The organism is Bacillus cereus group sp. BfR-BA-01380 (assembly GCF_022663535.1).
Taxonomy (GTDB): Bacteria; Bacillota; Bacilli; order Bacillales; family Bacillaceae_G; genus Bacillus_A; species Bacillus_A cereus_BB.
In genome coordinates this window covers 153,829-166,177 of sequence record NZ_JAKUFS010000005.1, presented here as the reverse complement: position 1 = coordinate 166,177, position 12,349 = coordinate 153,829, and the positions used below count along the sequence as shown (strand labels likewise).

The window sequence follows — 12,349 nt, the reverse complement described above, 5'->3', positions numbered from 1 at the left end:
TTAGTATATGATGAAAAAAACGACACCGTTCACTATATTGCACTCAAAAGGAGGTCTCTCTCATGTTCGATCGCTGCAGCACCCCCTCTTTTTACGATAAAAATAAACAAGTGATTTCAAATAGCATTGCTACCATTGAAAATGTTCTTATAAACAATCGTCAACAATCGTTGCTCATTCGCGGGCAAGATCTCGAACAACCTCTTTTATTATGTTTACACGGTGGACCAGGAATGGCTCATATTGGCTTTGCACGCCATTTCCAAGCAGAACTTGAGAAACATTTTATTGTTGTCAACTGGGATCAACGCGGAGCAGGAAAATCCTTTTCATGGCGAGATTTCAAAGAGCCGCTAACAATTGAACAATTTATTTCGGATACACATAAACTAATTGACTATCTTCTAAACAAGTTTCAAAAAAAGAAGTTATTTCTTCTTGGGTACTCCTGGGGCAGTATCATTGGCTTATCTGCTGCACGGCAATCTCCCCAATCCATCGAAGCCTATATTGGAGTTGGTCAAATTGTGCATATGAGGCAAAACGAGACATTACTTTTTAAACATTTAATTCAATCTGCAAAGCAGCACGGGCATGACCGGGCACTCGCTTCTTTAAAAAAGCTTGGAAAACCACCATTTCTAGATACAAGACGATTGCTTATCCAAAGAAAATGGCTTGGTATCTTTGGCGGTGCTATTCAAAATGGGTCATTTTTTTCGTTCATTCGGAAAGGATTTTTTTCATCTGAATACTCATGGATAGATTGGATAAAATTTTTTAGCGGAAATATAAAATCCGGACAATTATGGAGAGAAATGTTAACAATTGATTTTTTTTCACAAATTCCAAGCGTTTCGTTTCCTGTCTATTTTTGCTCTGGACGCTATGACTATCAAACACCTTATACACTTGTACAACAATATTGCGATGTTCTGAACGCGCCTATCAAAAAAATGATTTGGTTTCCAAACTCCGCTCATTCTCCACACTTTGAAGAACATGAACGTTTTGCAGAAACGTTACTCGATATTAAACAAGAGCACTTCTTACTGCACCCTTGAATACTTCGACTTTTTCTATCTTTCATGACAAGGATTGTGCACTGCATGAAGCATATTTCTTGTTCAAAGTGAAACTTCTGTCAATCGGACTCTTGCTGCCTACAAGTAGCGAAATAAAAAAGGTGCGTGTTCTCACGCACCTTTCATTTTATTGATTCTCTCTTAATTAGAACGAAATCTAAATTCGTTCTATCTTGGTTATATTCCACTTTTTTTATTTTTGCGATTAATTTATGAATGGCAACTTCCCCTATACTTGTTATCGGCTGAGCAATTGTCGTTAAAGACGGTGTAGACCACTCTCCTTGCACAGTTCCATTCAGACCAATCACTTGTAAACGTTCCGGAATGGAGATATGTAATTTTTGCGCAGCACGGATAAAATCAATTCCGGCGGTATCACTACAAGTGACGATGCCATCTATATATGGATATTTTCGCAATACTTCTGTAGCTATTTGTTCTGAATTCGTCTCTCTTCTATACATTTCGATAATTCGGTAAGATATGTTTTTCTCCCAAACCGCATCTAAAAAACCCGTGAAATGTTCTTCCATCGCTTCATGACTTGATCCTTCATGAATATAAGCAAGAAAGTGGCATCCTTTTTCTTCTAGTAACGAAACAGCTCGCATTGCTCCATTATAGTACTGCGAAGACTTTTCCTCGCTTGAATCTATAATTGCAAATGGAACTGATACTATTTCTTTTTGTAATCCTTCATATACATCACGCGTCATAAGAATACCAGCAATATTATTTTGTTCCAATACATCCATATAACCGTTCTTATGTTTCACATTACATATAACGATTTGATATCCTTCTTTATAAGCTGCTTCTTCAATAACCGTAAGCAAGGATAGGGATGCCGGATCTTGTAAGTCAGAGACAAGTAAAGCAATCATGGTGGAAGACTTTTTAAATAAAGCTTTGGCCACTGCATTTGGTTTATATTGCAACTCCTCAATTGCTTTCTTCACTTGTTTTACCGTATCTTCATGTACATATCCTTTTTCATTTAATACTCGTGAAACTGTCGCGACTGAAACCCCCGCCAACTTTGCAACATCGCGTATCGTTGCCACTTCTTCACCCCTCAACATGGAAATGGTTTACAATTTCACCGTAAAACAAATTGAATGATACGTCAAGGGGATTGTTTTATATTTCTGAAAATTGTTACATAAAAAAAGAAGTGCTTATACAGCACTTCTCACTTTGTTGAAAAAGTCGTTTGTCAATAAATAAACGACTTTTTCTATAAACTTTACTTCTCCATATTTGGGCTTTTGATGGTTAAAAATTACTTATTTCTGAATAAAACACCATGTTTTAACCCGGAAAATCAGTTGAACTTACAACAAGATTGTTAAAGATTCACTTGACGGATTTGTTTTTCAACAGTATGAGAAGTGCTTATACAGCACTTCTTCCCTCTTTCAATTGTTTGTCTTTTATCGCAAATGTTTTCTTTAACATTGGCGGTGTAATCATTGTTGTCAAAATAACAACAATAACGATTGCTGTAAAATAATCTTTTGCTAATAGTCCTGACACAAGACCTTGCCCAGCAATAATCAGCGCTACTTCACCGCGTGAAACCATTCCCGAACCAATGATTGTTGAAGACTGTAAATCAAAGCCTGTCATACGCGCTCCAAGACCACAACCAATTAATTTCGTTAACACAGCAATTACTGTTAAAATGACGATAAACCAAATTTGATCTCCAATTCCTGCAAACGTAATATTCATCCCAATACTTACAAAGAAAATAGGAACAAACATTGCATATGCAATTGGCTCAACTTTCTTCTCAACCTCATGTTTATAATCTGTTTGAGAGATAGCAATCCCTGCCGCAAACGCTCCGATAATTCCCGCTATTCCTAATAATTCTCCGAAATAAGCAAAAGAAAAACAAATGATAAGGGCTGCGCTAATAATAGATTCTGACACACGAAGTGGAGAAAGCCAGCGCATAACCATCGGAACACCTTTCCATCCGATTAGGATTATTGCTGCGAAGAAAACAACCTTTTTCAAAATAACCATTGTTAAATTTACATCATCTGCACCTAAGAAGCTCATTGCAAATGCAAGTAAAATAACAACAAGGATATCATCAAACACAGCTGCGCCAAGCATTGTTGTACTTTCGCGCGTTTTCATTTTCCCTAAATCTCGGAGCGTTTGCACAGAGATACTAACGCTAGTTGCACAAAGAAGTAAGCCTATAAATACTGCATTTGCTTGCTCCATTCCCATAATAAGACCAGCAACATAACCACCTAAAAACGGTATAATAATTCCGCCAACTGCTACTGCGAAAGAAGAATTGCGGTTTTCATTCAATTCTTTTAGGTCCGTTTCTAAACCGGCCATAAACATGAGAAGAATGACCCCAACTTCACTTAACTGCTTTAGTAAATCCGTATTATCAATTAATCCTAGTGCTGCTGGACCAATTATAATACCTACAATAAGTTTTCCAAGTACAGACGGTTGTCCTAGCCTAACACTTAAGTCACCCGCAAGTTTTGTACTTAGCAAAATTACTGCTAATTGAAAGAAAAATATCATCTCATCTCTCCTTTTCCTATTTTACTCATTAGAATAATTATATATAAACTATACTAGTCTGTGAAATTATCAAACCCCCATCTTTACGCAATTATTACGTTTATTTTTTTCCAATAAATTCTTGTTTCAAAAAAACTTCCTATTTATAAAACATGTATATTTTCTTTAGTCAAACCCCATATTAATCTTGCGAAAATTTTTTTAAAACTAAAATTTATGTAAGATTATATCTCTATCATCGTCAATATTTCCCCTTTTATCTTTTAAATTCCTACCATCCTTGTCACTCTCACCTTTTCATGTGGTTATGATACAATATAATTATCATATGTAATGTAACTTGGAGGATAGAGTATGAAAACGTTTTGGACAGCATTTTTAGCGATAATCGGTACTCTTATTGGAATTGTCATTTTCTTTACGAATAAAGTCATGTTTTTAAAGAAAAAAACAGAAGAAGAAATTTTAGAACGTGAAACAAAACAGCATTTTCGCTTCGAGGATTTTGAAGCTCTACAGAAAGAAGAAGTATACCTCTCTTCTCAATTTGGTTATAACATTCATGGTTACTATATTCCTGTTAGCCATTCAAATAAGTTCATGATTTTTTGCCATGGCGTCACCGTCAACAAAATAAATTCTATAAAGTATGCAAATTTATTTTTAAACAGAGGATTCAACGTGTTTATTTATGATCATCGCCGTCACGGCCAAACAGGCGGCAAAACAACAAGTTATGGCTATTACGAAAAACACGATTTAAAGACGGTAGTGGATTGGCTCAAACAACGATTCGGTTCCAATATTACACTCGGTATTCATGGGGAATCAATGGGAGCAGCAACGTTATTACAATATGCAGGGATGGTTGAGGACGGAGCTGATTTTTACATTGCTGACTGTCCATTCTCTGATTTTTACGAACAGCTTCATTATCGTTTAAAGGTTGAGTTTCATTTACCAAAATGGCCTCTTTTACCACTCGCTAATGCATTTTTAAAAGTGCGTGATGGTTATACAATTCGGGAAGTTTCTCCAATTGATTGTGTCAAAAACATTAAAAATCCTGTGTTGTTCATTCACAGCAAAGATGATGATTACATTTTATGCAATATGACGCAAGCATTGTATGAAGCAAAAGAAGGGGGAAAAGAACTCTATATTGCAGAAAAAGGTGCTCATGCATGCTCTTATGCAGAAAATAGAGAAGAATATGAAGCTGCAGTTGATCAATTTTTAACAACATACGTAAACGAAACAAAAAACAGGCTCACATAAGCCTGTTTTTATTTTAATGAAATAACAATCGGTTTATCTTTAGCAAAATCAGGAGCAAATAATAATTCAGATGCCGTCTCTTCTTTAGGTATTTCAAATATAATGCTCGATTGCAATGAATCGTATGATTTTAGCTTTCTATCATGCAATACACTTGTATCCCTTTTCGTTTGAACGACTCCATATATTTTTCCGGTCTCCGAAATAACATTAAACTGAGCTGGCTTAACAACAATACTTTTGTTTCTACTGTTCTTTAAAGAAAAGTTCACAACAAGAAGCGTGTAATTATTTTTTGCAGTCCATACATCATAATGCGGTACACGACTTACATTTTTAATAACAAAATCTATTTGATGAGCGGATAAAATACCTTTTACACTTGATTTATCAGCCTGTTCTTCTCTATTGCATCCAGCTATACAAAAGAAAATAATAATACCTATTATGAACAATCGGTTCCGCAACAACTACCACCTTCTTTGCAGTTTCTATCGGTTGTATGTTGCACATATTGTATGTTTTTATGCATTTTGAATAAGCCCCATGATACTGGTACGAATTTTATTTATACAGATGATTGATTCAGCTTTACTCCGTCATTCGAGCTGTTTGGATATGGAAAATTTTATTTAAAATAATAAAAACACACTCCATTACTATGATAATATAATTTTAGACTACCCTTCCTGTTCACTCAGATCGTCTTTGCTGGCTATGAAATCACCCACTTGATTACACACAAACAGGCTAATTCATCTCCAAATGAATTAGCCTCTTTACGATCTCAACCAACAGCAAAAGTTTAATTACATGCACAATGGCCTATTACGCCAATACATCTGTAACTTGATCCATATTTTCAGAAATCCACTTTACCGCTTCATCAAGTGATGGAAACTCTGTTGTTTGAAATGTTACTTCATCTTGTAATAACCATACATCCTTTACTTCCTGTTGCACACCGGCAATTGACCAATGAAGTAAGCTGTACGGATGATTATCATTTAAAAACGATACCCATGTTCGCTCTGTTGCAATGTTTTGTAATGTACGTAATTGTTTATTCATGTCTATGTTCACCTTAATATGTTTTCAGTATATAACTTATTATATCATTTCTATTTTCTCACAAAAAGCATTGTTTCTAAACATTGTCAAGTCATTCTAGTAAGTATATGATAAGCATATGCGTTTGGTAAGGAGGTGTAACAATGGGGAAAGTACAAATTAAAGTAAATGATAATGGTTCGTTCCGCATTACAGGGGATGTGGAACTAATCGATGCGGAAGGAAATGTATTTCCAGCAAAACCGGCATTTTCATTATGCCGCTGCGGATTATCAAAAAATATGCCGTATTGCGATGCTTCTCACAAAGGCAAGTTTGAGTCTGTAGTACGTGCACCGAAAGAATAGCACAATACGCGCACAAGAAAATGTGCGCGTATTTTTACATACTCCCAATGTAAAATCCTACAAAAGCATTGCCAATACCTATTGCATAACTCATCACAAAATATAGTAATGCCTTTTGTCCTTCTCGTTTATGTATAAGTTGTATCATTTCCAGTTGATATGTCGAAAACGTCGTAAATGCCCCCATAAACCCCGTTCCGCATAATAACATCCACATTTTAGCTACTCCAGCACCATATAACAGACCGAGTAAAAACGAACCGATCATATTTATAAAAAATGTCCCATACGGAAAAGAATCCCCATATTTTTCTTTCGCTATCGTACTAATAAAAAAACGGGCAATGGCACCGAAAAAACCACCGATACTGACAAGTAAAATATTCATACGTTTCCTTCTTTCTTCACACTGCGTTCATATAGCTTATTCCCTACATAAAATCCGCCAAAGGAGAAAAGCAATCCTCCCATCATACTTGTGATCACATATAAAAAGGCCACCCTAAACGCTTCATGCTGCAATAACTTCAGCGTGTCTACGCTAAACGTTGAAAACGTTGTATATGCACCAATTATCCCTGTACCAATAGCACTTATCATAAGCGGTGACACTTGTTTCATCCGAAAGATAGACATCGTTAAAAATGCTAATAAAAAACTGCCACTCATATTAGCTAACCATGTTGCGAATGGAAAACTAGTAAAAGATGTTATCTCAAAGAGCAGCCCTACTCCATAGCGAGCTAAAGCTCCGATAACGCCGCCTATTCCTACAGCAATATATTTCATACTTTCACCTCGTTTTAGACACTATATAAATTTTTCCTACACTAGTATAACAAATTTATTCCCCTCGCTAACGTTGATTTTCCCTCCTCCTTTATTTTCATACAATTCTTCACATTCAAATATTTTTTATAGCCTTTTGTCTTTTTTGTGCTATAATGTGAGCAAACAGCATCCTTCGGGGTCGGGTGAAATTCCCAACCGGCGGTGATGAAGTGCAAACTTCTAAGTCCGTGACCCGTTTTCAACTTGAAAACGGTGGATCTAGTGAGACTCTAGAGCCGACAGTATAGTCTGGATGGGAGAAGGATATGTTTTCTAGTACGTATAATAGGATACTACGTTTATTTCAGCATGCACATTTGTACTGTTTATTTTTAAACATACACATGGTTTCTTTCGCATACCATTCTCTTTTTTGCTGAAATCATATAATAACACTAGCATGTTAAAAAATAGATATTTGCTAGGCTCCTTTTCTATGCAAACATATCGATTAACGCTAGGTTTCTTTCGTATACTCTCGTATCCTTCTTATATTTCTAGAAACATCGTCTCTCTCACCCCAAGGATTAAATCCTTGGGGTTTTTTGATTTTTTTAGGAGAGGTGAGTTTATGACAGATCAAGAATATATGGCACTTGCTTTGCAATTAGCAAAAAATACAACAGGGCAAACAAGTCCTAATCCAATGGTCGGTGCTGTTGTTGTAAAAGATGGGAATATCATTGGAGTAGGGGCCCATTTACGGGCAGGAACTGAACACGCTGAAGCTCACGCTCTTCGCATGGCTGGTGAAAATGCCCACGGTGCAACAGTATATGTAACGTTAGAGCCGTGCAGTCATCACGGAAAAACACCTCCTTGCTGTGACTTGCTCATCGCAAAGAACGTCAAACGAGTCGTTATTGCTGTACTCGATAGCAATCCGCTCGTTTCAGGTCAAGGTGTCAAGCGATTACAGGAAGCTGGAATTGACGTAACAATTGGTGTAATGGAAAAAGAAGCAAAAGAATTAAATCGTTACTTTTTTCACTACATGAAAACAAAGCGCCCATTTGTCACGCTAAAAACAGCAATGAGTTTAGATGGAAAAATCGCTACTCGTACAGGAGAAAGTAAATGGATTACAGGTGAAGAAGCACGTGCTGATGTACACCGTTATCGCCATACACACGATGCCATTCTCGTCGGTGTAAATACAATTATTACCGATAATCCGCATTTAACAACGCGGATTGTAAATGGCGGAAAAAATCCGATTCGCATCGTACTTGATACACATTTACGAACCCCGCTTTCATCTCACGTAATTACAGATGGTGAGGCGCCAACATGGTTTATCGTTGGAAATGACGTTGCAAAAGAGAAAATCGCAAAATTTCAATCAGCTATGGTATCTGTATTGCAAATGAAGACGAATCATATTGAAATAAACGAACTGCTCGATCTTCTCGGAGAAAAAAATATTCTTTCTCTCTTTGTCGAAGGCGGACAAACAGTTCATGCTAGCTTCTTAGAAGCAAAATGTTTTCAGGAACTGATTACTTATATTAGTCCAAAGCTAATTGGTGGTAAAGAAGCCCCAACATGGTTTGGCGGAAATGGTTTTACACAACTAGAAGATGCACTCACGCTGCATATTCAATCGATGGAACAAATTGGTGATGATATAAAAGTAGTTGCCACTCCAAGAAAAGAGGTGCCTTATGTTTACAGGAATTGTTGAGGAACTCGGAACAATCGCTAATATGCAGCAAACCGGCGATGCTATGAAACTGACAATTTCGGCACAGACCATTTTGGCAGACGTAAACTTAGGTGACAGCATTGCTGTAAACGGGATATGTTTAACTGTCACTTCTTTTACACCCCATTCTTTTACCGTTGATGCCATGCCCGAGACGATGCGAGCAACATCTCTACAATCACTGAGCCGCGGACGGGCAGTAAATTTAGAGCGTGCTATGAGTGCAAACGGCCGCTTCGGTGGGCATTTTGTGACAGGACACATTGACGGCACTGGAACAATTACCGATAAAAAACGAAGCTATAACGCTGTATATTACAAAATACAATTACCAAATGAATTGCTTCGTTATTGTTTACAAAAAGGGTCTGTTGCCATTGATGGTACAAGTCTCACAATCTTTGGAGTTGATGAATCTTCCATCACAATCTCTCTCATTCCACACACATTAAGTCAGTCAGTAATCGGAACAAAAACTGCTGGCGATATCGTAAACATTGAGTGCGATATGATTGGAAAATATATTGAACGTTTTATTACACAGCCAACATCTAAAAAGAGCTCCATTACAGAAAGCTTTTTACAAGACAATGGGTTCCTATAAAGGAGGAAGTGAAATGTTTCATCGAATTGAAGAAGCACTAGAAGATTTAAAACAAGGGAAAGTTGTTATCGTGTGCGATGATGAAAATAGAGAAAATGAAGGAGATTTTATTTCTTTAGCCGAGTATATTACACCAGAAACAATCAATTTCATGATTACACACGGGCGCGGCCTTGTATGTGTTCCCATTACAGAAAAATATGCACATCGTTTAGAGTTAGAGCCAATGGTTTCACAAAATACAGATTCACACGGTACGGCTTTTACAGTTAGTGTCGATCACATTTCAACGACAACTGGTATTAGCGCACATGAACGTGCAACAACTGTACGCGAACTATTAAACCCCACAGCTAAAGCAAGTGATTTTAAACGCCCTGGACATATCTTCCCTTTAATCGCAAAAACAGGGGGGGTTCTTCGCCGCGCTGGGCATACAGAAGCTGCTGTGGATTTAGCAAAATTATGCTGTGCAGAGCCAGTAGGTGTTATTTGTGAAATAATAAATGAAGATGGCACGATGGCACGAGTGCCGGATTTATTAGAAATTGCAAAGCAATTTAATCTAAAAATGATTACAATTGAAGACTTGATTGCATATCGCCGTCATCACGAAACGTTAGTGCAGCGCGAAGTCGAAATTACACTACCAACTGACTTTGGTACATTTCAGGCCATTGGCTATTCTAATTCTCTAGATAATCAAGAACATATCGCGCTTATAAAAGGCGACGTTTCTACAGGTGAACCAGTGCTTGTGCGCGTCCATTCTGAGTGCTTAACTGGCGATGTATTTGGATCTTGCCGCTGCGACTGCGGTCCGCAGCTTCATGCAGCTCTCGCTCAAATTGAACGAGAAGGAAAAGGGGTTCTTCTTTACATGCGTCAAGAAGGCCGGGGCATTGGACTGCTTAATAAATTACGAGCATATAAACTGCAAGAAGAAGGTTACGATACTGTAGAGGCAAATGAAAAACTTGGCTTTGCAGCTGATCTTCGTGATTATGGTATTGGCGCACAAATTTTAAAAGATTTAGGGTTACAACAACTTCGCCTTTTAACAAATAACCCACGGAAAATTGCAGGCTTACAAGGTTATGATTTAGAAGTTTTGGAACGCGTGCCGCTCCAAATGCCGGCAAAAGAAGAGAATAGAGCATATTTACAAACGAAATCAACAAAATTAGGCCATTTATTAAATTTATAATATATAACTACAAATTCAAAAGAGGACATTAAAACCTCCTTTTTTAGGGGAGGGCGAGAGCGTCTGGCCACGCATAGGAGCGGTCAGGGCCTTTTCCTGCCACATGCCAGGTTTGAAACAAAAAGAGCAGGCCAATAGCGGACATATTATATTCGCATAATAGCAATTTGTGTGTTAAAAAATCAAAGTCGATTTATACACACTTTGAAAAAAGGACATTAAAAACCCTTACTTTTTGGATGGGTGAGAGCAAACCATATTTCGCTTTGCCTAATAGCAACTTCTATTTTGGAATAATTAAAATAAAATTATATAGATTAAGGGAGAGATACATGATGGTATTTGAAGGTCATTTAGTTGGTACAGGATTAAAAGTAGGTATTGTCGTTGGTCGTTTTAACGAATTTATTACAAGCAAACTATTAGGTGGTGCATTAGACGGTTTAAAGCGTCACGGGGTAGAAGAAAGCAACATTGATGTCGCTTGGGTGCCTGGTGCATTCGAAATTCCGTTAATCGCAAAGAAAATGGCAAACAGCGGAAAATACGATGCTGTTATTACACTTGGAACTGTGATACGCGGCGCAACAACGCATTATGATTATGTATGTAATGAAGTAGCAAAAGGCGTAGCTTCACTTTCATTACAAACAGAAATTCCTGTTATCTTTGGCGTGTTAACAACAGAAACGATTGAACAAGCAATTGAACGCGCTGGTACAAAAGCTGGCAATAAAGGCTGGGAATCAGCCGTTGCAGCGATTGAGATGGCAAACCTATCTCGCCATTGGGGATAAAGTGAAACTTCCTCTTGTGAGACGCTTTTCCTCACAAGAGGTTAGTTAAACCAATCGGGCTCTTATGGCTGGTTTGATTTTCCTCCTGCCCTTACTTCTTACCGGCCGTTTGAGCGGGATAAAGTGAAACTTTAATCAGTGGGGGTTTTCTTCATCCCCCACTGATTATTAGCCCTCACCAATCGGGCTTTTACGGGCAGTTATCTCCCGCCTAACTTCTTTGCTTCCGCTGAATTTTGAGGCGGGAGTATTACTGCCCGTTAATGCGGGATAAAGTGATTACATTTCAAATAAAAAGAGGCTTCGGCCTCTTTTCATTTTTCCACTTTTCCTTCTCTCTGTCCTTCTTGCACAGTTTGAAGCTCTTGACGCACTTCTTTCAAATTTTTCCCTTCTGTTTCGATTCCAAAGTACGCAGCTTGGTGTCGAAAATGCTGTTCGACCCTCTTTTGTAAATCTTTCTGTTCAGGATTTTCAGCCGCTTTTACTGGATCTGCACTAACCGCCTTTAATAAAATAAGCAAACTCATAACTGCTAATATATGTTTATGCATGCGAATCCCCCAAATCGCGATTAAATTCTCTTTTACTATGTACAATTACAGAATGGGAAATTCAAATACATATTATGTCACCTCTTTACAAATCCAGTGATCACAACACTTATATACGCTTTATTACATTTTATTTACAAAAAAGAAAGCTCCGCCGTGGAGAGCTTTCTTCTCAAGTTATTATCGTATTTATCCCGCTATTCGTGGGCAGTAAAACCCCCACCTCAAGATTGAGAAAGAAGCGAAGAAGGTAGATGGGAGATAACTGTTCGTAAAAGCCCGATTGAGCGGGCTAACCATCAGTG

General features: G+C 37.6%; 13 protein-coding genes, 1 pseudogene and 1 riboswitch. Of the genes and pseudogenes, 7 read left to right on the top strand and 7 right to left on the bottom strand.

Annotated elements, in window-relative coordinates; translation table 11 throughout:
- The first annotated feature begins 62 nt into the window (after positions 1 to 62).
- Positions 63 to 1,064: an alpha/beta fold hydrolase gene (locus MR076_RS06960; RefSeq protein WP_242219039.1), complete on the top strand. Its 1,002-nt coding sequence runs from the start codon at positions 63 to 65 to the stop codon at positions 1,062 to 1,064.
- 143 nt (positions 1,065 to 1,207) lie between these two features.
- Here the strand turns inward: MR076_RS06960 and MR076_RS06955 are convergent, their stop codons facing one another.
- Positions 1,208 to 2,152 (bottom strand): LacI family DNA-binding transcriptional regulator, encoded by a 945-nt coding sequence (locus tag MR076_RS06955; protein WP_242219037.1) that lies wholly within the window; start codon positions 2,150 to 2,152, stop codon positions 1,208 to 1,210.
- 331 nt (positions 2,153 to 2,483) lie between these two features.
- Positions 2,484 to 3,650 carry a cation:proton antiporter gene (locus MR076_RS06950; RefSeq protein ID WP_242219035.1) on the bottom strand — a complete coding sequence of 389 codons (1,167 nt, stop codon included), beginning with the start codon at positions 3,648 to 3,650 and terminating at the stop codon, positions 2,484 to 2,486.
- Positions 3,651 to 4,004: 354 nt separating this feature from the next.
- Here MR076_RS06950 and MR076_RS06945 point away from each other — a divergent pair, with 354 nt between their 5' ends.
- Positions 4,005 to 4,928 carry an alpha/beta hydrolase gene (locus MR076_RS06945; RefSeq protein WP_242219033.1) on the top strand — a complete coding sequence of 308 codons (924 nt, stop codon included), beginning with the start codon at positions 4,005 to 4,007 and terminating at the stop codon, positions 4,926 to 4,928.
- Between the two features lie 8 nt (positions 4,929 to 4,936).
- Here the strand turns inward: MR076_RS06945 and MR076_RS06940 are convergent, their stop codons facing one another.
- Entirely contained in the window at positions 4,937 to 5,395 is a 459-nt protein-coding gene (locus tag MR076_RS06940) for a DUF4352 domain-containing protein (protein WP_242219031.1), read from the bottom strand.
- Positions 5,396 to 5,756: 361 nt separating this feature from the next.
- Entirely contained in the window at positions 5,757 to 5,999 is a 243-nt protein-coding gene (locus MR076_RS06935) for a DUF2552 family protein (protein ID WP_090914031.1), read from the bottom strand.
- Between the two features lie 143 nt (positions 6,000 to 6,142).
- Between MR076_RS06935 and MR076_RS06930 the strand changes: the two genes are divergently transcribed.
- Complete coding sequence (locus MR076_RS06930) at positions 6,143 to 6,346, top strand: CDGSH iron-sulfur domain-containing protein (RefSeq protein WP_242219029.1); 204 nt, start codon at positions 6,143 to 6,145, stop codon at positions 6,344 to 6,346.
- Positions 6,347 to 6,380: 34 nt separating this feature from the next.
- On the opposite strand, the gene crcB (MR076_RS06925) is transcribed toward MR076_RS06930, so the two are convergent.
- Positions 6,381 to 6,734, bottom strand: a complete 354-nt coding sequence (gene crcB / locus MR076_RS06925; RefSeq protein ID WP_242219026.1) for a fluoride efflux transporter CrcB — start codon at positions 6,732 to 6,734, stop codon at positions 6,381 to 6,383.
- Positions 6,731 to 7,135 carry a fluoride efflux transporter CrcB gene (gene crcB, locus MR076_RS06920; protein WP_242219024.1) on the bottom strand — a complete coding sequence of 135 codons (405 nt, stop codon included), beginning with the start codon at positions 7,133 to 7,135 and terminating at the stop codon, positions 6,731 to 6,733. Before crcB (MR076_RS06920) ends, crcB (MR076_RS06925) begins: the two co-directional genes overlap by 4 nt.
- A gap of 167 nt (positions 7,136 to 7,302) precedes the next feature.
- Positions 7,303 to 7,446: riboswitch (FMN riboswitch) on the top strand.
- Positions 7,447 to 7,748: 302 nt separating this feature from the next.
- Between crcB (MR076_RS06920) and ribD the strand changes: the two genes are divergently transcribed.
- From ribD to ribH, 4 genes are all read left to right on the top strand, one after another.
- Positions 7,749 to 8,861, top strand: a complete 1,113-nt coding sequence (gene ribD, locus MR076_RS06915; protein ID WP_242219018.1) for a bifunctional diaminohydroxyphosphoribosylaminopyrimidine deaminase/5-amino-6-(5-phosphoribosylamino)uracil reductase RibD — start codon at positions 7,749 to 7,751, stop codon at positions 8,859 to 8,861.
- The gene (ribE, locus tag MR076_RS06910) at positions 8,842 to 9,486 is read left to right on the top strand and encodes a riboflavin synthase (RefSeq protein WP_242219015.1); all 645 of its coding nucleotides are present in this window, start codon (positions 8,842 to 8,844) and stop codon (positions 9,484 to 9,486) included. Before ribD ends, ribE begins: the two co-directional genes overlap by 20 nt.
- Before the next feature lie 13 nt (positions 9,487 to 9,499).
- Positions 9,500 to 10,693 carry a bifunctional 3,4-dihydroxy-2-butanone-4-phosphate synthase/GTP cyclohydrolase II gene (locus tag MR076_RS06905; protein WP_242219013.1) on the top strand — a complete coding sequence of 398 codons (1,194 nt, stop codon included), beginning with the start codon at positions 9,500 to 9,502 and terminating at the stop codon, positions 10,691 to 10,693.
- A gap of 335 nt (positions 10,694 to 11,028) precedes the next feature.
- A complete protein-coding gene (ribH, locus tag MR076_RS06900; protein WP_242219214.1) occupies positions 11,029 to 11,490 on the top strand; it encodes a 6,7-dimethyl-8-ribityllumazine synthase in 462 nt (153 codons plus the stop codon).
- 323 nt (positions 11,491 to 11,813) lie between these two features.
- Here ribH and MR076_RS06895 read toward each other — a convergent pair.
- Positions 11,814 to 12,044, bottom strand: a pseudogene (locus tag MR076_RS06895) (hypothetical protein); the annotation flags it as partial.
- Between the last annotated feature and the right edge of the window lie 305 nt (positions 12,045 to 12,349).

Excerpts from the sequence above, each read along its gene's own strand:
- MR076_RS06960 (WP_242219039.1), top strand. The coding sequence starts at position 63 with ATGTTCGATCGCTGCAGCACCCCCTCTTTTTACGATAAAAATAAACAA.
- MR076_RS06950 (WP_242219035.1), bottom strand. The coding sequence starts at position 3,650 with ATGATATTTTTCTTTCAATTAGCAGTAATTTTGCTAAGTACAAAACTT.
- MR076_RS06945 (WP_242219033.1), top strand. The coding sequence starts at position 4,005 with ATGAAAACGTTTTGGACAGCATTTTTAGCGATAATCGGTACTCTTATT.
- MR076_RS06935 (WP_090914031.1), bottom strand. The coding sequence starts at position 5,999 with ATGAATAAACAATTACGTACATTACAAAACATTGCAACAGAGCGAACA.
- MR076_RS06930 (WP_242219029.1), top strand. The coding sequence starts at position 6,143 with ATGGGGAAAGTACAAATTAAAGTAAATGATAATGGTTCGTTCCGCATT.
- crcB (WP_242219026.1), bottom strand. The coding sequence starts at position 6,734 with ATGAATATTTTACTTGTCAGTATCGGTGGTTTTTTCGGTGCCATTGCC.
- crcB (WP_242219024.1), bottom strand. The coding sequence starts at position 7,135 with ATGAAATATATTGCTGTAGGAATAGGCGGCGTTATCGGAGCTTTAGCT.
- ribD (WP_242219018.1), top strand. The coding sequence starts at position 7,749 with ATGACAGATCAAGAATATATGGCACTTGCTTTGCAATTAGCAAAAAAT.
- ribE (WP_242219015.1), top strand. The coding sequence starts at position 8,842 with ATGTTTACAGGAATTGTTGAGGAACTCGGAACAATCGCTAATATGCAG.
- MR076_RS06905 (WP_242219013.1), top strand. The coding sequence starts at position 9,500 with ATGTTTCATCGAATTGAAGAAGCACTAGAAGATTTAAAACAAGGGAAA.
- ribH (WP_242219214.1), top strand. The coding sequence starts at position 11,029 with ATGGTATTTGAAGGTCATTTAGTTGGTACAGGATTAAAAGTAGGTATT.